This window comes from Mesorhizobium sp. A623 (assembly GCF_054489405.1).
On the sequence record NZ_JBTMXB010000001.1, the window covers coordinates 276,092 to 294,760 of the forward strand.

32 protein-coding genes are annotated in these 18,669 nt (G+C 59.9%); 30 read left to right on the forward strand and 2 right to left on the reverse strand.

Annotated features, from left to right (window positions below):
• Nucleotides 1–69: 69 nt before the first annotated feature.
• The 15 genes from ACX3P1_RS01390 to ACX3P1_RS01460 all read left to right on the forward strand — a co-directional run bounded on the left by ACX3P1_RS01390 (nucleotide 70) and on the right by ACX3P1_RS01460 (nucleotide 7,026).
• Nucleotides 70–594 carry a hypothetical protein gene (locus tag ACX3P1_RS01390; RefSeq protein ID WP_459077727.1) on the forward strand — a complete coding sequence of 175 codons (525 nt, stop codon included), beginning with the start codon at nucleotides 70–72 and terminating at the stop codon, nucleotides 592–594.
• Nucleotides 591–836, forward strand: a complete 246-nt coding sequence (locus ACX3P1_RS01395) for a hypothetical protein (protein ID WP_459077728.1) — start codon at nucleotides 591–593, stop codon at nucleotides 834–836. The genes ACX3P1_RS01390 and ACX3P1_RS01395 overlap by 4 nt, the downstream gene beginning before the upstream one ends.
• Nucleotides 833–1,063, forward strand: a complete 231-nt coding sequence (locus ACX3P1_RS01400) for a hypothetical protein (RefSeq protein ID WP_459077729.1) — start codon at nucleotides 833–835, stop codon at nucleotides 1,061–1,063. Before ACX3P1_RS01395 ends, ACX3P1_RS01400 begins: the two co-directional genes overlap by 4 nt.
• The gene (locus tag ACX3P1_RS01405; RefSeq protein ID WP_459077730.1) at nucleotides 1,060–1,560 is read left to right on the forward strand and encodes a hypothetical protein; all 501 of its coding nucleotides are present in this window, start codon (nucleotides 1,060–1,062) and stop codon (nucleotides 1,558–1,560) included. The genes ACX3P1_RS01400 and ACX3P1_RS01405 overlap by 4 nt, the downstream gene beginning before the upstream one ends.
• Nucleotides 1,553–1,828 (forward strand): hypothetical protein, encoded by a 276-nt coding sequence (locus tag ACX3P1_RS01410; RefSeq protein ID WP_459077731.1) that lies wholly within the window; start codon nucleotides 1,553–1,555, stop codon nucleotides 1,826–1,828. Before ACX3P1_RS01405 ends, ACX3P1_RS01410 begins: the two co-directional genes overlap by 8 nt.
• On the forward strand, nucleotides 1,825–2,016 hold the full coding sequence (locus ACX3P1_RS01415; RefSeq protein WP_459077732.1) for a hypothetical protein: 192 nt from the start codon (nucleotides 1,825–1,827) through the stop codon (nucleotides 2,014–2,016). The genes ACX3P1_RS01410 and ACX3P1_RS01415 overlap by 4 nt, the downstream gene beginning before the upstream one ends.
• Nucleotides 2,013–2,864 (forward strand): hypothetical protein, encoded by an 852-nt coding sequence (locus ACX3P1_RS01420; protein WP_459077733.1) that lies wholly within the window; start codon nucleotides 2,013–2,015, stop codon nucleotides 2,862–2,864. Before ACX3P1_RS01415 ends, ACX3P1_RS01420 begins: the two co-directional genes overlap by 4 nt.
• Nucleotides 2,861–3,040: a hypothetical protein gene (locus tag ACX3P1_RS01425; RefSeq protein WP_459077734.1), complete on the forward strand. Its 180-nt coding sequence runs from the start codon at nucleotides 2,861–2,863 to the stop codon at nucleotides 3,038–3,040. Before ACX3P1_RS01420 ends, ACX3P1_RS01425 begins: the two co-directional genes overlap by 4 nt.
• A complete protein-coding gene (locus tag ACX3P1_RS01430; RefSeq protein ID WP_459077735.1) occupies nucleotides 3,037–3,267 on the forward strand; it encodes a hypothetical protein in 231 nt (76 codons plus the stop codon). Before ACX3P1_RS01425 ends, ACX3P1_RS01430 begins: the two co-directional genes overlap by 4 nt.
• Nucleotides 3,264–3,698 (forward strand): hypothetical protein, encoded by a 435-nt coding sequence (locus tag ACX3P1_RS01435; RefSeq protein ID WP_459077736.1) that lies wholly within the window; start codon nucleotides 3,264–3,266, stop codon nucleotides 3,696–3,698. The genes ACX3P1_RS01430 and ACX3P1_RS01435 overlap by 4 nt, the downstream gene beginning before the upstream one ends.
• On the forward strand, nucleotides 3,695–4,477 hold the full coding sequence (locus ACX3P1_RS01440; RefSeq protein ID WP_459077737.1) for a hypothetical protein: 783 nt from the start codon (nucleotides 3,695–3,697) through the stop codon (nucleotides 4,475–4,477). The genes ACX3P1_RS01435 and ACX3P1_RS01440 overlap by 4 nt, the downstream gene beginning before the upstream one ends.
• Nucleotides 4,417–5,367, forward strand: coding sequence for a ribonuclease H family protein (locus ACX3P1_RS01445; protein WP_459077738.1), 951 nt, complete (start codon nucleotides 4,417–4,419; stop codon nucleotides 5,365–5,367). The genes ACX3P1_RS01440 and ACX3P1_RS01445 overlap by 61 nt, the downstream gene beginning before the upstream one ends.
• Complete coding sequence (locus ACX3P1_RS01450; protein WP_459077739.1) at nucleotides 5,364–5,789, forward strand: hypothetical protein; 426 nt, start codon at nucleotides 5,364–5,366, stop codon at nucleotides 5,787–5,789. Before ACX3P1_RS01445 ends, ACX3P1_RS01450 begins: the two co-directional genes overlap by 4 nt.
• Nucleotides 5,779–6,405, forward strand: a complete 627-nt coding sequence (locus ACX3P1_RS01455) for a DUF6362 family protein (RefSeq protein ID WP_459077740.1) — start codon at nucleotides 5,779–5,781, stop codon at nucleotides 6,403–6,405. Before ACX3P1_RS01450 ends, ACX3P1_RS01455 begins: the two co-directional genes overlap by 11 nt.
• A 339-nt stretch (nucleotides 6,406–6,744) precedes the next feature.
• Nucleotides 6,745–7,026 carry a hypothetical protein gene (locus ACX3P1_RS01460; protein WP_459077741.1) on the forward strand — a complete coding sequence of 94 codons (282 nt, stop codon included), beginning with the start codon at nucleotides 6,745–6,747 and terminating at the stop codon, nucleotides 7,024–7,026.
• 338 nt (nucleotides 7,027–7,364) lie between these two features.
• Here ACX3P1_RS01460 and ACX3P1_RS01465 read toward each other — a convergent pair whose 3' ends face one another.
• Both ACX3P1_RS01465 and ACX3P1_RS01470 read right to left on the reverse strand, forming a co-directional pair.
• Nucleotides 7,365–7,661: a DUF982 domain-containing protein gene (locus ACX3P1_RS01465; protein WP_459077742.1), complete on the reverse strand. Its 297-nt coding sequence runs from the start codon at nucleotides 7,659–7,661 to the stop codon at nucleotides 7,365–7,367.
• A gap of 423 nt (nucleotides 7,662–8,084) precedes the next feature.
• Nucleotides 8,085–8,486 carry an MliC family protein gene (locus tag ACX3P1_RS01470; protein WP_459077743.1) on the reverse strand — a complete coding sequence of 134 codons (402 nt, stop codon included), beginning with the start codon at nucleotides 8,484–8,486 and terminating at the stop codon, nucleotides 8,085–8,087.
• Between the two features lie 71 nt (nucleotides 8,487–8,557).
• On the opposite strand from ACX3P1_RS01470, the gene ACX3P1_RS01475 reads away from it, so the two are divergent.
• The 15 genes from ACX3P1_RS01475 (at nucleotide 8,558) to ACX3P1_RS01545 (ending at nucleotide 18,668) form a co-directional block, all read left to right on the forward strand.
• Complete coding sequence (locus ACX3P1_RS01475) at nucleotides 8,558–8,938, forward strand: HNH endonuclease (protein ID WP_459077744.1); 381 nt, start codon at nucleotides 8,558–8,560, stop codon at nucleotides 8,936–8,938.
• 74 nt (nucleotides 8,939–9,012) lie between these two features.
• The gene (locus ACX3P1_RS01480; protein WP_459077745.1) at nucleotides 9,013–9,417 is read left to right on the forward strand and encodes a DUF2513 domain-containing protein; all 405 of its coding nucleotides are present in this window, start codon (nucleotides 9,013–9,015) and stop codon (nucleotides 9,415–9,417) included.
• A gap of 251 nt (nucleotides 9,418–9,668) precedes the next feature.
• Complete coding sequence (locus tag ACX3P1_RS01485) at nucleotides 9,669–10,103, forward strand: P27 family phage terminase small subunit (RefSeq protein ID WP_459077746.1); 435 nt, start codon at nucleotides 9,669–9,671, stop codon at nucleotides 10,101–10,103.
• The gene (locus tag ACX3P1_RS01490; RefSeq protein ID WP_459077747.1) at nucleotides 10,075–11,910 is read left to right on the forward strand and encodes a terminase large subunit; all 1,836 of its coding nucleotides are present in this window, start codon (nucleotides 10,075–10,077) and stop codon (nucleotides 11,908–11,910) included. The genes ACX3P1_RS01485 and ACX3P1_RS01490 overlap by 29 nt, the downstream gene beginning before the upstream one ends.
• Complete coding sequence (locus ACX3P1_RS01495) at nucleotides 11,907–13,178, forward strand: phage portal protein (protein WP_459077748.1); 1,272 nt, start codon at nucleotides 11,907–11,909, stop codon at nucleotides 13,176–13,178. Before ACX3P1_RS01490 ends, ACX3P1_RS01495 begins: the two co-directional genes overlap by 4 nt.
• On the forward strand, nucleotides 13,162–13,761 hold the full coding sequence (locus tag ACX3P1_RS01500; RefSeq protein WP_459077749.1) for an HK97 family phage prohead protease: 600 nt from the start codon (nucleotides 13,162–13,164) through the stop codon (nucleotides 13,759–13,761). Before ACX3P1_RS01495 ends, ACX3P1_RS01500 begins: the two co-directional genes overlap by 17 nt.
• Nucleotides 13,762–13,862: 101 nt before the next feature.
• Nucleotides 13,863–15,146, forward strand: coding sequence for a phage major capsid protein (locus tag ACX3P1_RS01505; RefSeq protein WP_459077750.1), 1,284 nt, complete (start codon nucleotides 13,863–13,865; stop codon nucleotides 15,144–15,146).
• A gap of 60 nt (nucleotides 15,147–15,206) precedes the next feature.
• Nucleotides 15,207–15,575, forward strand: a complete 369-nt coding sequence (locus tag ACX3P1_RS01510; RefSeq protein WP_459077751.1) for a hypothetical protein — start codon at nucleotides 15,207–15,209, stop codon at nucleotides 15,573–15,575.
• Between the two features lie 29 nt (nucleotides 15,576–15,604).
• Complete coding sequence (locus tag ACX3P1_RS01515) at nucleotides 15,605–16,120, forward strand: head-tail connector protein (protein ID WP_459077752.1); 516 nt, start codon at nucleotides 15,605–15,607, stop codon at nucleotides 16,118–16,120.
• A complete protein-coding gene (locus ACX3P1_RS01520) occupies nucleotides 16,117–16,476 on the forward strand; it encodes a phage head closure protein (RefSeq protein ID WP_459077753.1) in 360 nt (119 codons plus the stop codon). Before ACX3P1_RS01515 ends, ACX3P1_RS01520 begins: the two co-directional genes overlap by 4 nt.
• Complete coding sequence (locus tag ACX3P1_RS01525) at nucleotides 16,469–16,915, forward strand: HK97-gp10 family putative phage morphogenesis protein (RefSeq protein WP_459077754.1); 447 nt, start codon at nucleotides 16,469–16,471, stop codon at nucleotides 16,913–16,915. Before ACX3P1_RS01520 ends, ACX3P1_RS01525 begins: the two co-directional genes overlap by 8 nt.
• Before the next feature lie 3 nt (nucleotides 16,916–16,918).
• Nucleotides 16,919–17,308 (forward strand): tail completion protein gp17, encoded by a 390-nt coding sequence (gene gp17, locus ACX3P1_RS01530; protein ID WP_459077755.1) that lies wholly within the window; start codon nucleotides 16,919–16,921, stop codon nucleotides 17,306–17,308.
• A 1-nt stretch (nucleotide 17,309) separates the two neighbouring features.
• On the forward strand, nucleotides 17,310–18,005 hold the full coding sequence (locus tag ACX3P1_RS01535; protein WP_459077756.1) for a phage tail tube protein: 696 nt from the start codon (nucleotides 17,310–17,312) through the stop codon (nucleotides 18,003–18,005).
• Between the two features lie 7 nt (nucleotides 18,006–18,012).
• Nucleotides 18,013–18,372, forward strand: coding sequence for a GTA-gp10 family protein (locus ACX3P1_RS01540; protein WP_459077757.1), 360 nt, complete (start codon nucleotides 18,013–18,015; stop codon nucleotides 18,370–18,372).
• Nucleotides 18,373–18,440: 68 nt separating this feature from the next.
• On the forward strand, nucleotides 18,441–18,668 hold the full coding sequence (locus ACX3P1_RS01545) for a hypothetical protein (RefSeq protein ID WP_459077758.1): 228 nt from the start codon (nucleotides 18,441–18,443) through the stop codon (nucleotides 18,666–18,668).
• The last annotated feature ends 1 nt before the right edge of the window (nucleotide 18,669 follow it).

Here is an 18,669-nt window from a genome sequence, read left to right on the forward strand (position 1 = left end):
GAAAATGGCCCGGCAAGCGCGCCAACGCTTCCGAGCCGTGGTTCTCAATCCCGCAAAGGAAATCCGAACATGGATACGAATACCACCACCGCCCCCGAAAATCCAGACCTGCCCAACCTCAGCGATGCGGTAGACATTCTGAACCGGGCATGGAGCCAGGTCGAGTTGATCAACATGGCGGCCGAAGCCTGCACCGTCACCGGCGAGGCCGGAAACGCCATCGCTTATGGGTGCATTAGCGTCCAGGAGCTTCTCAAGCAGGTGAATGAACACCTTGAGCCCCGCGTGCACGCTCTCGCGATGGGGTTCAAAATGGAAGCGGCTTCCAATATCGGGCACGTGCTGTCGGAAATGCTCGAAGCCTACCAAGCGGTAGTCGACAAGATCAACCGGACGGATGGCGATGCGACGGAGGATGATGTCACGCGGTTGCAGGACACCGCCCTGTCCATCATCAGCTACCGCCCGTTCACCAAGGGCGATGAGCGCCGCAAGGCCCAGTTCCTGCGGGAATACACGAACGGCACCTTACTCGACGAGGAGGAGCAGAAGGCCCTCGTTGCGTCCCTTTTGTCGGAAGGAGCGGCGTCATGATCGAACCCGGCAGCAACCTTCCCGGCGGCGCTCACAGGGTTGATCCTGTCTACGCCGTGTCGAACCTCGCATCGCTTTTTACTGTCTGCGCCATGGCGCTCGACGGAGCCTCAAGTTTCCGCGCCGACATCAGGGACCGCCTAACAAAGGAGATTGAGCAGGTTCTCAACATGGGGGCGCTGATCGCCGAGGACGTTGCTCTCCTTGTGGAGCGGGAAATCGGAAAAGGGGGTGCGTCATGATGACGATGTCCCTTAACGATGGTCCGGTGATCCTTTCCAACGTCGGCGTCCTAATCTCCACCACGTCCGATATCCTTCACGAGATCGACCGCGACAAGGTTACGCCCGACGTTTGGGCTGAAATCAGCCGGGTTCAGTCCCTGCTCAGCATCGCCTGTGACACTTGCGAGCAATCGGTTCAGGCGATCGAGGCCGGACCTGACTTTGCGCACGGGGGGGCAGAATGATCACCTCGACGAACAGGAAGTCGCTAGACGCCTTTATCGACGCGTGTCTCGATCCATTGCCCGATGCGGTCCTTGTCGACACTGCACACAATTCGCTAGTGCGGCAGACACGACTGGAAGCATGGACGGCCGCGCGCTCCGTCATGCTTTTGGAAGCGGCCAAACAAGAATTGCTATTTGCCGAAGCACGATATCGCAGAAACGTTTTGGGTGATGCGGGCGCGTTTCGCCGCGCATATGCCACCCCCGCCAGAAGAGAGGCGGTAGCAGCTTTAATCCTGACCCCAGCACCGACACGTGCAGATGTGGCGTGGAAGAAACGAGCTTTGAAAGACCGGCATCTGCCCGGTGACCGATCTGTACTCAAGGCTGCTATCGCGGCCGACGAAACGTTTCTTGACGCGCATCCGACCACGCGTCGCCGGAGGGCGAAGTCGCTCGGCCCGTCGGAGGATATCCGGCACGCTCGCATGACGGGAGGGCAGCGCAATGGCTGACCTCTCCGAACTCATGGCCGCGCATACAGCCGCGCTCGCTGCCTACGATGCCCTTGGCGATGCCGAGTGGGACGCGCGAGGCGTGGAACTCGACAAGATCGTCGGCACGACCCGCGAGGCGATCTTCAATCATCGCCCCGCCACAATCGAGGAAGTCGGCACCAAGGCGGTTTTCATGGCCACGACGCGGACCTTCTTCGAATGGGATGACTTTGACCCAATCAAGCTCGTCCAAGCCCTGACGCCCATCATGGAGGCGCAGGCATGAGATCGCTCCGTCTCGCAATCGCCTGCGTGATCCTACTTGGCGCCGGCTTCATCGCTCACGTCATCGCCGGTCCTGATCTTGCCGATCGGCCGTCAATGCGTCCCGTCGATCGCATGCTTCTCGGCTCTATCGTCAGCCTTGGCATCTGCACCTTGTGGATATGGATCAGCGCGAGGGCAGGCCGATGAATGCCCGCCCCGAAAACATCGACTTTGAAACTGGAGAAGTGTTCGACGATCCCGTTGATTCTCGTTCGCCCCTCCAGATTGCCAGAAGCGAACTGGCTGCTTTCAAGTTCAAGCTCATCGAGACGGTAGCGGCCGATCCATGGTTGAAAAAGGCACCGTGCACCGAAGCGATCGTCGTCTACTTGTCATTTGTCTCGATCGATAAGCGGACCCTGAAGCCCACCCCGGCTTACGCCTCCACGATCAAGCTTATGGCCCGAGGAAAGATGAAGTCCAAGACCACGGCTCGGCTAGCGCGGTCACTGCTGGCGGCACGCGGATATCTTGCTACCACAGGTTCGAGCACGAAGGATGGATGCGTCTGGTTTCGCGTGGAAAACCCGCATGCGGACACGATCAAGATGCATGTCGCTGAAACCGAGACTTACTGGAAGGAAATCGAGGCCGCTCGCCGGAAAGAGGACAGGAGAAAGAAACAAGCGTCATCAAAGCCGGACGTGGGACCAAATATTGACCCCACGGAAATATCGCGTGGGGACAATAATTGGCCGGACGTGGGACCAGATATTGACCCCAACTACCTTAGAGGAAACCTCTCAAGTCTTGGCACTGAAGGGGAAGAACTCTTTCAAGATAACACTACCCTATCAGGGTATGGCTCTGTCTCTGGTGATAACCCAAATCTCCCATACGCCAAGCCTGAAAGCAGGGAAGAGCTGGAACTCATGCTCGCGGAGTTTCGATCGGCTGGCCTAGCTCCAGCCGTCATCGGATATTTTCGAGAGCAGCGCATTGCCGGGACACTGACGCCGGCCATGGTCGAACAGCAGTTGAGGTTCGCATCATGACCCAACTCGATCTGCTCGAATGGGCCGACAATCGGCCTACGGCAAAAATCCTTGACGCGATCCCGCGCATCGCGCGCCGCATGTGGGACGAGCGCGGGCTTCTCCCTGCCGCGCGTGAAGGCGACCTCGTCGTCCTTCATCCGCAGCCGACCCATGACATCAGGAGGATCGCATGACCGAGCCCGAAGCTGTCACAGCACTGGAAACCGCTCTCGACCGCTGGCTTCGTGCCAAGGTGATCGTTGCAAGCGGTCAACGGTCCGAATCCGACAGACGCGACCTCTCCCGGCGGCTGATGGAACTCGATGAGGCAATCCAGGTAGCGGAGAGGTTTTCGCCATCGACCATCGTCGCCGTGATCGTAACGCGCGCACATCAAGCGATGGCAGGAGTTTCAGTATGACCGCACTCGTACCAATCGAGCCGGGACAGTGGGTCTTGGCCTATGTCGACAGCTTCGGACCCGACCCGTTCGACGGTGATCTACTCCGCGCGCTGCGGCTTCTCGATCATGGCGGTTCAGGCTGGGATTGCCTCCGTCGCGCATCGGAGCAGTTCGAGGTCGTTCGGGTCGAACATGTCATGCCGAAGACGTTCCGGTGCATACGCGGTCAGCGCCGGTGGCGGTTCTGCGTGGTGGCCGCGTCGTCATCAGCCACGGCCGGCGAGATGCTGGCACTTCGCGACAAGCTGTTCGCCATAGGCTTCGCGGCTGATCGAGCGATCGAGGAGGAAACCGCGCGTCTCGTATCCGACTTTGCGACAAAGACCCGCGCCGCTGCCCTCGCCAAGGTTGAGGCCGCATTACCGCATATTTTCGGGAGATCAGCATGACCGAGGAAACCGCATACGCCGATCCTGGAACGGTGCCGACGCTCGACTGGATCGACGTCAGCCTGCTCGATGTGGATCCGCTCTACCAGCGCCCCGAGGATGAAAAGCGCGTGGCAAAGATCGCCGGTTCGTTCCGCTGGGATCGGTTCGGCGCCCTTGTCGTCGCTCCCAAGCTTGATGGGCGATTCAGCATCATCGATGGCCAGCACCGGGCGCGCGCGGCGCAAGCGCATCCGACGGTCACGGTCGTTCCGGCAATCATCATCACCGTCAAGGATATTGCGGCCGAGGCTGACGCCTTCGTCGGGATCAACGCTGAGCGGAAGAACACCAGCGGGCTCGAGCTATTCTTCGCGCAGCTTGCCAGCGGCGACGATGATGCCCTGACGCTTCACCAGGTATGCGAGCGGGCCGGCGTCAGAGTGCCGAAATACTCGACCGGGAGTTTCCGGCCCGGCGACTGTGTGGCCGTCGGAGCGATCAAGGCTGTCATCGGCCGCCGTGGTGCAATGCGGGCAAGGCAGTATCTGGAAATCCTCGCCAAGGCCGACCTTGCCCCGATCAAGGGCGAGCATCTCAAGGCAGTCGAATGCCTGATGTCCGATCTGGAGTTTGCCGGCACGATCGAGGGCGAAGACCTCACGGCAACGATCCTTGCGATGGGCAGCGCAGCCGAAGCCGAGGCCAAGCGGTTTGGCGCAACCCATGGCGTCCCGACATGGCGCGGATTGGCGTCGACATGGTTTCAGCGATGCAGGAAGCGGAGGAAGGTGGCATGAGCGGCCGCAACTGGAACAAGGCAGCGCAGCGCGACCTGATGGCCCGAAATGGCGTCGAGGATAGAGCCGACACCACATCGAAGGACGCGCTTCGCCGGCAGGCTGACAGGCTCCTTGCTGGATACACGGGACCAGTGACGAGGGCCGCGCCGGGCACTTCGGGCTCACATGTGATCGGATCACAGGTATCTGGGGAAATCCCCAGATCGGTCACTGGAAATATTTCCAGTCAGGCAACCTGTCGCTCCAAGCGAACGGTTGAAAGCACCGCCCCAAAAGCCCGGAAATCCAAGGGCGGCAGGCCGCAAACTGACCTTTTCGGCACCGCCTCAAGAAGCGTCCCCAACCGGAACGCTTTCGACCGCTCTGTCCCTCCTGGCCTCGTCATCTACTGCGACGGCGCCTGCGAACCAAACCCTGGCGTCGGCGGGTGGGCCTATGTCGTCTATCGCGACGGCAAGGAAGTCCATTCAGACTGCGGCGGATCGGACCCGACCACGAACAACATCATGGAGATGACCGGCGCACTGATGGCGCTCCGCTGGTTCGCAGAGCGTGGCGTGGTCGAGCCGGTGCGCCTGTTCTGCGATAGCATGTACGTCGTGAACGGCTGCAACGACTGGCGGCACAACTGGAAGGCACGCGGATGGCGTCGGAAGGGTAAGAACCCTGAGATTGCGAACCTCGACCTATGGCAGGAACTCGACCTCGCTCTGATCGCGGTCCCGATAAAATTGGAATGGTGCAAGGGACATGTCGGCATCATCGGAAACGAACGCGCCGACGAACTGTCGCTGGAAGGCCGGGAATCAATCCTGGCACTGAATTCCTCGACGTCGGCCGACCTGATCGAGCAGCAACTTGACTATTCGGCTCGAGGTGGTGCGTGAGCGGAGCCAAGGGCAAACTCGATACTCTGCTCGACGGCCTCGGGATCAAGCTGGTCCCGGTCTACCGTCGGCGTGCGGCTGCGCAGAGCCACGCCCGTGGCACGATGCACGAACTCCGCAACCAGTACGGCGATGGGCATCTCGTGTTTGTCTTGCGCTGCATCCGGCAGACCAGGAACAATCGGGATGAACTCTGGAGCGAGACGATAGGGGCAATCTCCGACATCCTTGTTCAGCGGCAGGATTGGGCCGATGACCGGGCCGGTGAATTGCTGGACGCCTTTGACGGCATCCCACTTGGGCCGCTGCGTGGTGAGGCCGTGGCACGACGCCCCTGGCCGGTGCGTGCTACACTCCGAACCCTCATCTACAAGCAATTGGAAACGATCCTCGACGAACCGGAGCAGCGCCTTGCCGTCTAAGAAATTGACTCATGAAGAACAAGCTGCCCTCGCCGACTTGATCACGATCGTGAAGGCGCGCTTCATCGAGGCCGCCGACACGATGGCCCATATGGAGGTCAGGAACCTTAAGCCGGCGGCAATTCGATCGTTGTGGCCTGCCTTCCAGATCGAGACAGTGGGCATTGGCGGTCACCACCCTGGCTATGGGATCAACGGCAATCGTGTGGCCTATAGCCCTTCCAGCAAGGCCATATCGCGCTCTGAGGAGGTGCTTTACGGCTGGATACTGGACTATGTCGAGACGGAAGAAGACCGGATTTTGCTCAGCAGATGGTCTATCTGCATGGCGGTGCCACGAATTGCCGGCTCATTTCGGCAGTTCTGCAAGAAAACTGGCCGCTCGCGTAGTACGGCAGAACGCAGCGTAACCCAAAGCCTGGAACGGGTTGCGCTCGCAATCTTTAAAAATGCCCAATCGTTACAAGGCCCCAACTGGTCGAGGGTGGTGCCAATGATGCCAAATCAGGCTATCAATCTCGATATGGTCGCCACACCCACGCACTGGATGCAGGCAGGCGCTAAACCTCATCACTACAAGGAAATGTTGGAGCCGCTTCCTGACAAGGCGGCGTAGAGTTCGCCGGTGACCCGCCCTCGAGGCGGGTTTTGCCGTTCAGGCTTATTGACTTTGAGTGCCCCCGCCACAAGTCGCCTAAGCGGAGGTGCACCATGAACGACGATCGGAAACGCCCGGCTGGCTTTCTGCATCGCCATTTCGGCTTGATAATGATAGCGGGCATGTCCGTGGCATTTGTAGCTTTGACGGCGTTCACTCATATGCCATGAAGGTCGCCAGTCTCGCGGTAGAGGCTGGCAGCGTGCCGAGCGCGGGTAGCTCCCATTATCGGAAGTCGTTGGGTCGACACGGCGCGGCTGTATTGACCGCACGATCTCGTGCTGAGATTCTCCAGCCATGAATCGGATTGGTTGGCTTTTCGGAGTGGCCCTGCTGCTCTCGGGTTGTGGGAACTGCAACATACTTGGCGGCGGGAAACTTCCTGCGCATTGTGATGTTGGATTGGCAGCGGGTGCAGTGGTGCTGGCGCCAGTAGCTATCCCGATGGCCATTGCCGATGACGCGAAGGCGCGTAATGCCCCAGCGCCAGCCAAGAAAAAGCCGGCACGCGTGAAGCGCCCGAAGGACCCGTACGAAAGGGCGCTCTACAAATCTGGCGGCGTCGAGTTCGAAGATTGAGCGGATGAGCCCCGGGGCGGCTTACCCAACGCTACGCTGGAGTCCGGAAGCCTCGATCCTATTGAGTGTGGAACAGGCCGCCTCTGCTCTAGCGTGGGGCAGATGAGCTAGCACCTGTTCAGCGAGAATAGCTGGAATGTCGAGGGCGGTGTCCCATACAGTCCACGTCCCGTCATCCTCGCGGATGCACTGGTATTTTACTAAATTAGCCATCCCGAACAGATAGGGCGGTCGTGGACCGCGCCAAATCAATGACTGTTGCAGGACGTTACAGCGCCTCAGCCGCGCGCTCTGCCTCGCAGCTAACCACCAATGCCCCTAACCGACAAGCGGCAGGGTCAGGCGCTTAGCCTTCCCCATTCCCGAGCAACGTTGCTAGCAGCTCGATCGAGAGCCTCTTCTGACAGGATGCCCCTGTTATGGGCAAAGCGTTCAAGCGCCTCACACGCATCTTCAGCGGTTCTCTCACCATTGAGAGCCTTGCGACAAACCTCAAGCGCACCGTGGTAGTCCATATCCGAAATGCCATTCCATTCCAGCAACAGGTCGTAGGCGCCCAGGACGGTTCCCACATCACGGGGAAAGCCGAGGCCTATGAAAACTGATACGGGCTTAGCGAAGGTGAGATTGGTCATTGGTGTGCCGCTCCATTGTGATGAGTTCATCCAGCAGCAGAAATAGTCAGAACCGAGATTCGCTCCGTCACAAATGGAGAAAGAGGCAGGCGTTTTCGTGAGGATGCAGCAAGCCCGCTATGCCGAACAACCCACCAGCCCACCGCCCACCAGGCACAGGCGACAGGAAGCAGCAGCGCATTACGAAAAAGGCCGAGCACGATGCCCGGCCAAGTTCATAGGGGGAACGCGCCGACCACAATGGGAGGAGAACGATCGGCGCACGACTGACATAAGGTCGCGCCCTGCCGTTTCAATGATCTGGCTTGGTCCATGCGCTGCGTTCGATGGAGCCAACCTCCCATGCCGAGCAAGCCACCACCGAGCGCGGCTACGGCTGGCAATGGCAGAAGCTCCGGCTTGAACCTACCCGGTTACTGGAAATCAGTTCTGGGGAACCTTACACTCCAGCATAGGCTTTTCACTTTCGTCATCGGTCAGGTCTCGGAGAAATGCATCGTCGCCTTTCGTCCACCATTCATACCTACCTGATGTGTATCTCGCACCCGATCCTGAAATGGCTGAGGCGAAAATGATCGACTTGCCCTCGACCGGAACGATAGCGAGAAAGTTCGGGTCAGCGTTCACATAGCTGACGGATAACGATACTCCATCGCCGCATCCGTATGTCACGGAATTTACGACCGCTTCGGCTGGCATGTCGATTGAGATTGTGACGTTGGGCAGGGTCTGCTGTGCATAGCTGGCGCTAGACGCCAAGCCAGCAGCAATTGCAATTGCGATAGCGATAGCGATAGCGATAGCGATTTTGTGAATACGGTTCATGAAGATCCATCGGTTTGTTGGGTCCTGTCGCTGGGAGCAACCAGCTTGAAAGCACATAAGGATAACCGCAGATGGCGCTGACCGACAAGCAGCAGCGCCGGCATCACCGCTCTGCCGAAGCCGAGGCCTACCGCAAGCTTTACCGCGACAAGCGCTGGTGCGGCCCACACGGCGTCAGGCAGCAAGCCCTACTCCGCGACCTCTACACCTGCCAGCGCTGCACCTGCCTGCTGGTCACGGGCAACCGGCACCATCCCCGTGCTGCAGTGGTCAACCACAAGAAGCCCCACAAGGGCGACGAGGAACTGTTCTTCGACCTCGAGAACACGGAAGCTGCCTGCAAGTCCTGCCACGACGCGCTTATCCAGAAGGAGGAAGCGCGAGGCTACGCGATCGGATCGGACATTGATGGACGGCCGATAGACGTCAATCACCCATGGAACAGAGCATGATGCACGTTTCATACTCGACTCGTCGTAGGCCACTGCCGCACTATCCCTACCGTATTGCTTTGCGGGAGGGAGAAGTGAAGCTTGAGCCAGACCTGTTGCGCGACCTGTTGCTGCACATCGAGGAGCATGCGACCGAGGTCCACTGTGAAATGGGAGAGATCAGCTTAGCAGGACGGGCGGACAAAGAGGTCACGTACCATGTCGTCCGTGCCGAGGAAGCGGGGCTAATCCAGGCGACCATCGAAGGGCTACCGGATGACGATGACCCGATGGTCACCCACATCGACTACAGTGTCCATAGCTTGACGTTCCGTGGCCACGAACTGCTGGGAGCGATCCGCACCCCGAAGCACTGGAAGGTCATCAAGGAAGGCTCGAAGAAGGCTGGGATTGCGACAGTGGGCGCGATCTTCAGCTTCGCAGAGGCTTATGTGAAGGCGAAGGCCGGCGAATACCTCGGTTTGCCATCGTCATCGTGACGGGAGGGGGTAGGTCAATCTCTGGAACCGATCCGGCTGGAGACCCGCGTCCCCCCTCCGTTTTCACCGAGATCGAATTCAAATATAAAAGTTGGGGCCATCCCGAAGGGATGAGGTGCTCTGGAGGTGGGCGCTCCCGAAGGAGCGTTGCCTGAGATACCCACCCGCTTGCTCGCCCGAAGGTCCGCCGCACGTTGGTTGTACGGAACCAATCGGCTTGGTCGACCAACGATTTGTGACAGGTTCGAAACATGAATGTAATTGAAGGCACCGGCGCCATCGTTGTCGAGCCGGATTGGGAAAGCCTGTTCTCCGATGTGCTGGAGATAGCGGCCGCCAAGGAACACTGGCGCATCGTCACCACGGAATTGAAGGATCGGCAGTTGCTGGCAGCGGCCAACGGTCATTCGATCCAGCGCCTGGTGTGCGCCTACCTGATGTTCGACCGCATGTACCGGGAAGTTGCGGAGAGCGGCGTCGTGATGAAGCCCCGGCGCGGAAACTCGAAGGCCATTGCACGGGTCAGCCCATATTTCACGGCGATGCGCGAAGCAGGATCGGACGCGGCAACGCTTGAGGCTGAGCTTGGTATCTCACCGCGTCGTCGCGGTTCGGCGGTCAAGGCCGAGCGCAAGCAGCGCAAGGAACGTGCATCTGATGACTATCTCGGCAAGGCCGGCGGCTGACGACCTCGCTACACTTTACGCCTGCGATGTGCTGGACGGAAAGGTAATAGCCGGCGAACTGGTCAAGGCGTCTTGCGCCCGTCACCTGAAAGACCTTGATGGTGGATCAGCGCGTGGCCTGTCGTTTGATGTGGCTAAGGCCAAGCGACATTGCGGGTTCTTCCCGGCGGTATTGACGGTCACGGAAGGCACCGCAGCCGGCAAGCCGTTCCATCTCCTGCCATGGCACGGCTTTGTTGTGGCATCCCTGTTCGGCTGGCAGCGGTCGGACGGATTGAGACGGTTCCGCATGGCGTGGCTAGAAACCGGCAAAGGCCAGGCCAAGTCGCCGCTCATGGCCGGGATCGGCGTCGATATGATGGGGTATGCAGGCAAGGAGCGCTCGGAAGTCTACGCCATTGCCGGTGACAAGGATCAGGCAAACGTCCTGTTCAAGGACGCAGTGGCCATGTGCCGGGCGAACCTGCCTGACCGAGACGAGGACGAATACGAATCGCTGGAAAGCCGAGGCGATATCGTCATTCGCGGTACTGGCGACAATGCCTGGAGAATTGAGCACCCGGAGACCAGCTCGAAGTTCCAATCGATGGCATCGGTGGATTCGATCTCGGGCCCTCGACCATACGCAGTTCTCGCCGACGAGATCCATGAGTTCAAGACCGCCTATTCCCTGCAAATCTGGAAGGCGGCAATCGACAAGATGAGCGGTGACCCTCTCATGATGCTCGGCACCAACACGCCGGCCATGAACCAGATCGTCGGCACCGAATATTCGGAACTGTTTCAGAAGGTGGTGACAGGCCAGGCCGAAGATGACAGCCTGTTCGGGTTCATCGCGCGAGTGGACGAGAAGGATCGCGAAACGGTCTTCGACAACGAGGATTGCTGGCAAAAGGCACTACCAGCACTCGGCATTACCTATCCGATCGACAACGTGCGCAAGCGGGTGACGACGGCCAAGCTGATGCTGTCGGAGGCGCTTTCGACCAAGCGGCTCTACTTCGGCATCCCGGTCGGCACGGAAGGGTTCTGGACGACGCAGGAGGCGTGGGACAGTTGCCAAGGCGTGATCGACGAGGCTGCTATGATCGGCCTGCCTTGCTGGCTCGGACTCGATCTGTCGAAGAAGAACGATTTGACCGCGTTGTCGGCATGTTGGAAGGGCGAGAAGGACGGCAAGCCGCACCTGTTCGTCAAGACCTGGTACTTCACCACGAAGGCCGGCATTCACGACAGGAGCCGTGACGACAATGCGCCTTACGCCGATTGGGCTGAGAAAGGTCTGATGGAGGCCGTTCCCGGCGCCACGATCGATTACGAGTTTGTCGGCGCAAAGGTGAAGGCGCTCAAGGACAAGCACGACATTCAGTTCCTCGCCTTTGACGCAGCCAAGATCGGCGATTTTATCGACGCCTGTGCCCGGATCGACTTCGATGTCTGGAAATTCGAGGGACCGGATGAACCGGCTGGCGAAGGCCTTATGTTGGTCAGCCATGGCCAGGGAACGCGCATCGTGTTCGTCGAACGCGCCCTGTGCATGCCGAAATCGATCGAGCGGTTGGAAGACGCGATCCTTGACGAGGCGATCACGATTGAAGCCAGCCCGGTGACGACGATGTGCGCCTCGAACGCGATCATCGTCAGTGATGCCATGAACAATCGGGCATTCGACAAGAAGCGGTCACGCGGTCGCATCGACGGCATGGTGTCCATAGCCGAGGCGACGGGCGCTGCACACAACGAGTTTGAGGCGGTCGTCGCAACCTCACCCTGGGACGACCCCAATTTCAGTCTGGTAGGCGCATGAAAATCGGTTTTGAAATCAGCCGCTCTGCCAGCGAGCAGCGATCGGGCAGCATCGAGGACCCAACGGTTCCGGTGTCGCAGACGACCGAGTTTATGGCATATTTCGGCATCGGCGGAGCGAACCTGCCGAATGTCACGATCGACAGCGCCTTGACCGTGCCGGCGGTACTGGCAGCGGTGGCTTTCCTGTCGCGCACCATGGCGACGGTCCCACTGCACGCTTACCGCGACACGAAGGACGGCGCGGTCAAGCTGACCGGCAAGACGGCGACCACAATTCACGATGCACCGAACGACCTCATGGGGTCGTTCAAGTTTCGGCAGTATTTCTGGCAGTGCGTGTTCACCGGCGGGCGTGGCTTGGCCTGGATCGAGCGGAATGGGCCTCAGATTGAAGCCCTTTGGCCGATGGACTCGCGCAAGACGACGATCAAGCGTTCCGGTTTCGACGTGATTTACCGCCACGGCAACAAGGATTATCCGGCGGCCGACGTGATCGATATACCCTTCATGCTGAAGGACGATCAGGTTTCGCACTATGGTCCGATCAAGCTGGCGTCAAAGGCGATCCAGCTAGCGCTCGCCATGAACGACTATGGCTCGAACTTCTTTGCCGGCGGTGGTGTTCCACCCCTTGCTCTGTCTGGACCTCTCCCTCAGGGCGCCGATGGCTTGCAGCGCGCAATGAACGACATGCGCCGCGCGATCGACGAGGCGAAGAAGAACGGGAAGCAGATGTTCCCGATTCCTCCGGGGCATGATCTGAAGCCAGTCGGGTTCGATCCTCAGAAGGGGCAGATGACGGATGCCCGCCTGTTCCAGATTCAGGAGATAGCTCGCGCTTGGCAGATGCCGCCGGTGTTCCTTCAGGATTTGAGCCGGGGCACGTTTGCCAATGTCGAGCAGCAGGACCTTCACCTGGTCAAGCACCTGATCAGTCAGTGGGCTAAGGCATTCGAGGATGAGGCGAACCTGAAGCTGTTCGGTCGGTTCAAGAGCGGCCGTTATGTCGAGCACAATCTCGACGGCTTGCAACGCGGCGACTTCAAGAGCCGGATCGACGGCATCGCCCGTGCGATCCAGACCGCGCAGATGACACCGAATGAGGCCCGCGCGTTGGAAAACAGGCCGAGGCATACGAACCCGGACGCCGATGAATTGCTGGTGCAGGGCGCGACCGTGGTGCTCGGCAAACAGCCATTGAAACCGGACCCAGCGAAGCCGGCCGACGATATCGACGGAGAGAAGAACGATGACGATGAAGCCTGAAGGCGCTGAAAAGCGCTCGCTTGTCCAGCCTGTCGAGTTTCGGGCCGACGCCAGCGGCAAGATGACGGTGACCGGATATGCTGCGGTGTTTGGCGAGATCGCCGATATTGGCGGCTGGTTCCAGGAGGTCGTGGCCCGTGGTGCCTTCACCAACACGCTGCGCACGTCTGATGTCCGAGCCTATTTCGACCACGATACAGGCCGGGTGCTTGGGCGACTGTCGGCCGGCACCCTGCGGTGCGAGGAAGACGACAAGGGCTTGCGCGTCGAGATCGACCTGCCAGATACCACGGACGGTCGTGACGTGAAGACGCTTGTCGAGCGCGGTGATGTTTCCGGTATGTCGTTCAGGTTCGAAACCGTGCGGCAGGAATGGGACGAGATCGTCGATCCTCCGAAGCGTACCCTGCTTGAGGTTCGCCTTGGCGAGGTGAGCATCGTTTCCGAGCCGGCATATGACGGTACGTCGGTTGCGTTGCGCTCACTCGACGCCGCGCGAAACGAGGCTCGTCGCCAGCATAACGCCTCGGCCTTCGCTCGTCGCAAGGCTGAAGCCGAGGCGCGTTTCCGCAAGATTTCCTGAGTTCACCCGGCATTCCGCCGGAGGACGCGGCAAGCATCCCGCTTCCCGTCTCCACCGCCCGCTCGTGCGGGTTTTCGATGTTGCTCACAAGGAGAATGACCATGAGCAAGGAACTGATTGAGAAGCGGGAAAAGCTCGTTGCCGATGCCCGCTCTGCCCTGGACGAGATCAAGAAGAACACCGACGACGCCCGCGCGGCCGAGTTGGAACAGCGCCATGACACCATCATGGCCGAGTTCGATAAGGTCGACGGGCAAATCGCCCGTGATAAGCGCATGGCCGATGCGCAGAAGCGCATTGACGATGCGGCTGCCGAGGAACGCGCGGGGAACCGCCCGAACCCAGGCGACGGTGAAGGTCGTGGCCAGGATGACGGCGAAACGGTCGACTATCGTTCCGCATTCCATCGTTACGTGCAGGTCGCCGGCGACATGTCGGCCCTTAGCGACGAGGAACGCGCTGCCTTGCGTGGCGGAGTCGCCCCGAAAGAAGCGCGTGCGCAGACTGTTGGGACGGCTACTGCAGGCGGCTACACGGTGCCGACCGAACTGAGCAACCAGATCATCAAGTCCATGAAGGCTTGGGGGCCGATGTACGACGAGGATGTCTGCACCGCGATGATCACCAGCGCCGGTAATCCGATCGACATTCCGACTATCGACGACACGTCCAAGGTCGTGGCGAAACATACCGAGGCCGGTGCGGTCACGGATGACGGAGGTTCGGATGCAGTTTTCGGCAAGAAGACGCTGAATGCATATGCCTACGACACCGAATGGGTGAAGTTCTCGTGGGAACTGGCGCAGGATTCGATCTTCAATTTCGAAAGCCTGCTCGGCGATCTGCTTGGCCAGCGTCTCGGCCGCCGTGCGAACACGGAACTGACCACAGGCGACGGCACCGACGATCCGAACGGTATCGTCACCGCGTCCACGCTCGGCAAGACATCGACTTCAGGAACCGCGCTCACCTATGACGAGATCATCGATCTCGTGCATTCGGTCGATCCGGCCTATCGCGGGTCGCCCAAGGTGCGGTTCATGTTCAACGACAATACGTTGGGCGCGATCCGTAAGCTGAAGGATGCCGAAAACCGCTACATCTGGAGCGCGGGCGACGTGCAGCAGGGCGTGCCAGGCTCGATCCTCGGCTATCGCTACTCAATCAACCAGGCGATGGCTTCCATCCCTGCGGCGGCCGCCGCATCGAAGGTCATGCTCTTCGGTGATTTCGGCAAATATTTCGTCCGCAAGGTTGGCGGCATCGTGATGTTCGTTGCCCGCGAGCGGTTCGCGCCGGATATCGGCCTGCTCGGTCTGATCCGCCTCGATGGCGAGCTGGGTGACACGGCGGCCGTCAAGCATCTCATCACCGCCGCTGCGTAAGTTCGGCTTTGTAAGGCGGGCCGCCCCGGTGGCCCGCTCTCAAAACCGAAGGAGACGATCATGAAACTCAAAATACTGGAAGGATTGGCGGGGAGGGACTTTGCGCTCTCTGTTGGCGAGGTCACCGACCGCTTTTCAGACAAGGAGGCGGCGCGCCTCATCAAGGCTGGCCTTGCCGAGAAGGCGCCGATCGTGCCGGCCAAGAAGCCGGAGACGAAAAAGGAATGGGATGACGAGCGGATGAAGTTGCTTGACGAAAATGCACGTCTGATCAGCGAAAACGACGCCGCTAAGGCCCGCGAAGCTGAACTGGTTCAGCAGGTCGAAAACCTTTCGGCATTCAAAGGCTCAGTGGTCGCTGCTCTTGGGGTAGACCCAACTGTTCAGGAAACGGCCGTCAGGGCGCCAGCACCCGAAAAGCGCGGCTAACCATGTGGTATTCGTCGACAGTCACAGTCGTGCCTGCCGTCGAGCCGGTGACGCTCGACCATGTGAAGCAGCAATGCCGTATCGACGCCACGGACGATGACGCGCTCCTGGGCAGACTAATGAAAACCGCTCGCGCGCATGTCGAGGAATACTGCAACTGCCGTTTTGCCGAGCAGACTATCGCATCAGAGTGCGACAGCTTTGCCGACTTTGCCCGCTTATCCGAAGGCCCGCTGAAGTCTGTCACGTCGATTTCCTATGTCGATCCGGCCGGCGTGGAGCAGACCCTCGACACTGCGGTCTACGAAGAGCACAAGACCGGGCTCGAACCATCAATCGGATTGAAACCCGATCAGGCATGGCCGCGTATCAAGCCCGGTTCACGGATCACACTTACAGCGATTTACGGCGGCTCGATGCCCGATAGTGTCCAGCACGCCATGCTGACGTTTATCGATGATGCTTACCATCACCGCGAGAACGCGAAGCGGGAGGACTGGACCGCAACCGACGTGCTGCTCTGCAATCACCGTCGAGGTGCATGATGGCCAAGCAAATCGGCTCCGGCGATCTGGACCGCCGCATTACCATTGAGCGGTTCACGTCCACGCGGAACGAGTTCAATGAACTGATCGAGACATGGGTCACGCTGGCGACCGTTTGGGCGCGGCGGAAGGATACATCCGATCTGACGAAGGTCGAATATCTCGGGGCGGAACAGGTCAGTGCGTTCCATCTGAGCCACTTCGTCATCCGTTCGTCGTCGGTGACAAAAACCATCTCGCCTGTCGATCGCATCAACTACGACGGGCATCTCTGGAACATCAAAGGCACCAAGGAAACGGCGGAAGGCCGCAACCGCTTTATCGAGATTACCGCCGTGAGATCGAACAATGGCTAAGGGTTTTTCGGTCCACGTCGACGGGCTGAAAGAACTGGAACAGGCGCTCAAGCAGCTTCCCAAGGCCAACGCCAAGCGCGTGCTGAACAAGACCATGAAGGAAGCCGGACAGCCTGTTGCCAAGACGGCCCGCGCGCTCGCGCCCGAGCACATGGGCTATCTGCGCGAAAGCATCGATGTCAGCACGAAGCTGTCGGGGCGCCAGCGAAAGCTGCACAAGAAGCTATCGCCGGTCGAGATGTTCATAGGACCCGGACCAGACCCGGCAGCGCATTTGCAAGAGTTCGGCAGCGGCCCCGGCCACCAGGCGCAGGCCTTCATGAGGCCCGCATGGGGCCAGCACAAGAATGAGGTTCTCGACACCATCGCCAACCGGACATGGCTGGAAATCGAGAAGGCCGCCGCGCGTTTGGCGAAGAAGGCCGCAAGGGGCAAATAGCCAATGGAAGAACAGCTTGTGGCTCTACTGCTCAATGCGGCGGGCGTGACGGCGCTTGTCTCGGATCGCATCGATTGGGGCAAGGCCCCGCAGTCGGTGTCCGGGCATCCCTATGTCGTGCTCCAGCGCATCGACGGCTTGCACGATTACCACATGCAGGGAGCGTCCGGATACGTCGCCAGCCGTGTCCAGATCGACACCTACAGCGAGAAATACACCGCCACCAAGAAAGCCACCCGCGCCTTGATCGCCGCCCTATCTGGTTACAAGGGCGGGATTTTCCAAGGCATTTTTCTGGACGGCGAACGAGACCTTCCCGCTGCGGATGCGGGCGAGGTGACGAACCTGTTCCGCACCTCACTTGATTTCATGGTTCATCACAAGGAGACCTAAGATGGCCGAAACTGCTGCCAGCATTGGCTATGGTTCATTTTTCCACATCAGCCGCGATAGCGAGGCGACGTGGATCGAGCTTGCCGAAGTGCTCGAGATCACCCCGCCCAACGATACCGTCGATGAGGTGGACGCCACCCATATGCAGTCGCCGAACCGCACGCGCGAGTTCATCCCCGGTCTGATCGATCCCGGCGAAGCTTCGTTCGAAATGAACTTCGTGCCGGGTTCGGCGTCCGATCTGCTCATCGCCGAGATCAAGACGGATGGTGAGCGCGTGAAGTGCCGCGTCACATTCCCTAACGGCGTGACATGGAAGTTCTCGGGCTGGGTGTCCGGCTATGAGCCTGCCGTGCCGTACGACGACAAGATGACAGCCACTACCACATGGCGCGTCACCGGCCCGACTGTCTCGACGCCCGCCGCAGCTCCGACCAATACGGCTCTCCCTGCCGTTTCGGGCATCGCCCAGGACGGCGTAGTTCTGACGGCTTGGGAAGGCATCTGGGCTGGCTCGCCGACTTTCACCTATCAGTGGGAAGCTGATGGCGTCGTCGTCTCGGGCGCGGTGTCCAAGACCTTCACCCCGCTCACGGCGAATGTCGGCGACGTGATCACGGTCGTTGTCACCGGTACGAACGCCGCCGGCAATGCGTCCGCAGAGAGCGTCGGCACCGCCGCTGTCATCGCGGCATAGGTGACGAATGGCAAATCCTAACCGTGGACAGGTCGCCCTTACCGTTGGCGACCTGGAATACAAGCTGTCGTTTTCGGTGAACGCGATCTGTGAACTGGAAACGGAACTCGACAAGTCCGTCTCCGAAATCATTGCCAGCATTCAGGACCCCAAGCAGCTTCGCCTTTCATCGGTGCGAGCGCTGGTGTGGGCCGCACTTCGTGACCATCATGAAGAGATCACGATCAAGGAAGCCGGCCTGATCGCTACCGCCGCCGGCATTCAGGTGGTCGTCGAGAAGATCGGTCATGCGTTCAAGCTTGCCTTCCCGGACGCACCGGAGGCGAAGGGCAAGGCAAACCCTCCGAAGGCGGCAGTGGCCAGCTAGACCCGCTGTCGCTGCTCAAATCATGGGTGGAAGCCGGTCAAGACCCTCGCGCATTCTGGTCCCTGACTTTGCGCGAAATCGGCGTCATCCTAGACGGCGTGTCAAACCGGCTGAAGCGCGAGCACAACGATCGGGCATGGGCGGTGTGGCACATCGAGGCGCTTGCCCGACAGAAAAAGCTGCCGAAACTGAAAACCTTGATGTACGGCGCGGAGCGAAAGCAGACGCGCCGTCAGACCGTTGAAGAACAAGTCGCCATTGCACATGCGTGGACGGCGGCATTGACGAGGCGTTGAT

Bases quoted from the DNA above. Each gene is read 5' to 3' on its own strand.
- ACX3P1_RS01390 (WP_459077727.1), top strand. From the start codon at position 70: ATGGATACGAATACCACCACCGCCCCCGAAAATCCAGACCTGCCCAAC.
- ACX3P1_RS01395 (WP_459077728.1), top strand. From the start codon at position 591: ATGATCGAACCCGGCAGCAACCTTCCCGGCGGCGCTCACAGGGTTGAT.
- ACX3P1_RS01400 (WP_459077729.1), top strand. From the start codon at position 833: ATGATGACGATGTCCCTTAACGATGGTCCGGTGATCCTTTCCAACGTC.
- ACX3P1_RS01405 (WP_459077730.1), top strand. From the start codon at position 1,060: ATGATCACCTCGACGAACAGGAAGTCGCTAGACGCCTTTATCGACGCG.
- ACX3P1_RS01410 (WP_459077731.1), top strand. From the start codon at position 1,553: ATGGCTGACCTCTCCGAACTCATGGCCGCGCATACAGCCGCGCTCGCT.
- ACX3P1_RS01415 (WP_459077732.1), top strand. From the start codon at position 1,825: ATGAGATCGCTCCGTCTCGCAATCGCCTGCGTGATCCTACTTGGCGCC.
- ACX3P1_RS01420 (WP_459077733.1), top strand. From the start codon at position 2,013: ATGAATGCCCGCCCCGAAAACATCGACTTTGAAACTGGAGAAGTGTTC.
- ACX3P1_RS01425 (WP_459077734.1), top strand. From the start codon at position 2,861: ATGACCCAACTCGATCTGCTCGAATGGGCCGACAATCGGCCTACGGCA.
- ACX3P1_RS01430 (WP_459077735.1), top strand. From the start codon at position 3,037: ATGACCGAGCCCGAAGCTGTCACAGCACTGGAAACCGCTCTCGACCGC.
- ACX3P1_RS01435 (WP_459077736.1), top strand. From the start codon at position 3,264: ATGACCGCACTCGTACCAATCGAGCCGGGACAGTGGGTCTTGGCCTAT.
- ACX3P1_RS01440 (WP_459077737.1), top strand. From the start codon at position 3,695: ATGACCGAGGAAACCGCATACGCCGATCCTGGAACGGTGCCGACGCTC.
- ACX3P1_RS01445 (WP_459077738.1), top strand. From the start codon at position 4,417: ATGGCGCGGATTGGCGTCGACATGGTTTCAGCGATGCAGGAAGCGGAG.
- ACX3P1_RS01460 (WP_459077741.1), top strand. From the start codon at position 6,745: ATGAATCGGATTGGTTGGCTTTTCGGAGTGGCCCTGCTGCTCTCGGGT.
- ACX3P1_RS01465 (WP_459077742.1), bottom strand. From the start codon at position 7,661: ATGACCAATCTCACCTTCGCTAAGCCCGTATCAGTTTTCATAGGCCTC.
- ACX3P1_RS01470 (WP_459077743.1), bottom strand. From the start codon at position 8,486: ATGAACCGTATTCACAAAATCGCTATCGCTATCGCTATCGCTATCGCA.
- ACX3P1_RS01475 (WP_459077744.1), top strand. From the start codon at position 8,558: ATGGCGCTGACCGACAAGCAGCAGCGCCGGCATCACCGCTCTGCCGAA.
- ACX3P1_RS01485 (WP_459077746.1), top strand. From the start codon at position 9,669: ATGAATGTAATTGAAGGCACCGGCGCCATCGTTGTCGAGCCGGATTGG.
- ACX3P1_RS01490 (WP_459077747.1), top strand. From the start codon at position 10,075: ATGACTATCTCGGCAAGGCCGGCGGCTGACGACCTCGCTACACTTTAC.
- ACX3P1_RS01495 (WP_459077748.1), top strand. From the start codon at position 11,907: ATGAAAATCGGTTTTGAAATCAGCCGCTCTGCCAGCGAGCAGCGATCG.
- ACX3P1_RS01500 (WP_459077749.1), top strand. From the start codon at position 13,162: ATGACGATGAAGCCTGAAGGCGCTGAAAAGCGCTCGCTTGTCCAGCCT.
- ACX3P1_RS01505 (WP_459077750.1), top strand. From the start codon at position 13,863: ATGAGCAAGGAACTGATTGAGAAGCGGGAAAAGCTCGTTGCCGATGCC.
- ACX3P1_RS01510 (WP_459077751.1), top strand. From the start codon at position 15,207: ATGAAACTCAAAATACTGGAAGGATTGGCGGGGAGGGACTTTGCGCTC.
- ACX3P1_RS01520 (WP_459077753.1), top strand. From the start codon at position 16,117: ATGATGGCCAAGCAAATCGGCTCCGGCGATCTGGACCGCCGCATTACC.
- ACX3P1_RS01525 (WP_459077754.1), top strand. From the start codon at position 16,469: ATGGCTAAGGGTTTTTCGGTCCACGTCGACGGGCTGAAAGAACTGGAA.
- gp17 (WP_459077755.1), top strand. From the start codon at position 16,919: ATGGAAGAACAGCTTGTGGCTCTACTGCTCAATGCGGCGGGCGTGACG.
- ACX3P1_RS01535 (WP_459077756.1), top strand. From the start codon at position 17,310: ATGGCCGAAACTGCTGCCAGCATTGGCTATGGTTCATTTTTCCACATC.
- ACX3P1_RS01540 (WP_459077757.1), top strand. From the start codon at position 18,013: ATGGCAAATCCTAACCGTGGACAGGTCGCCCTTACCGTTGGCGACCTG.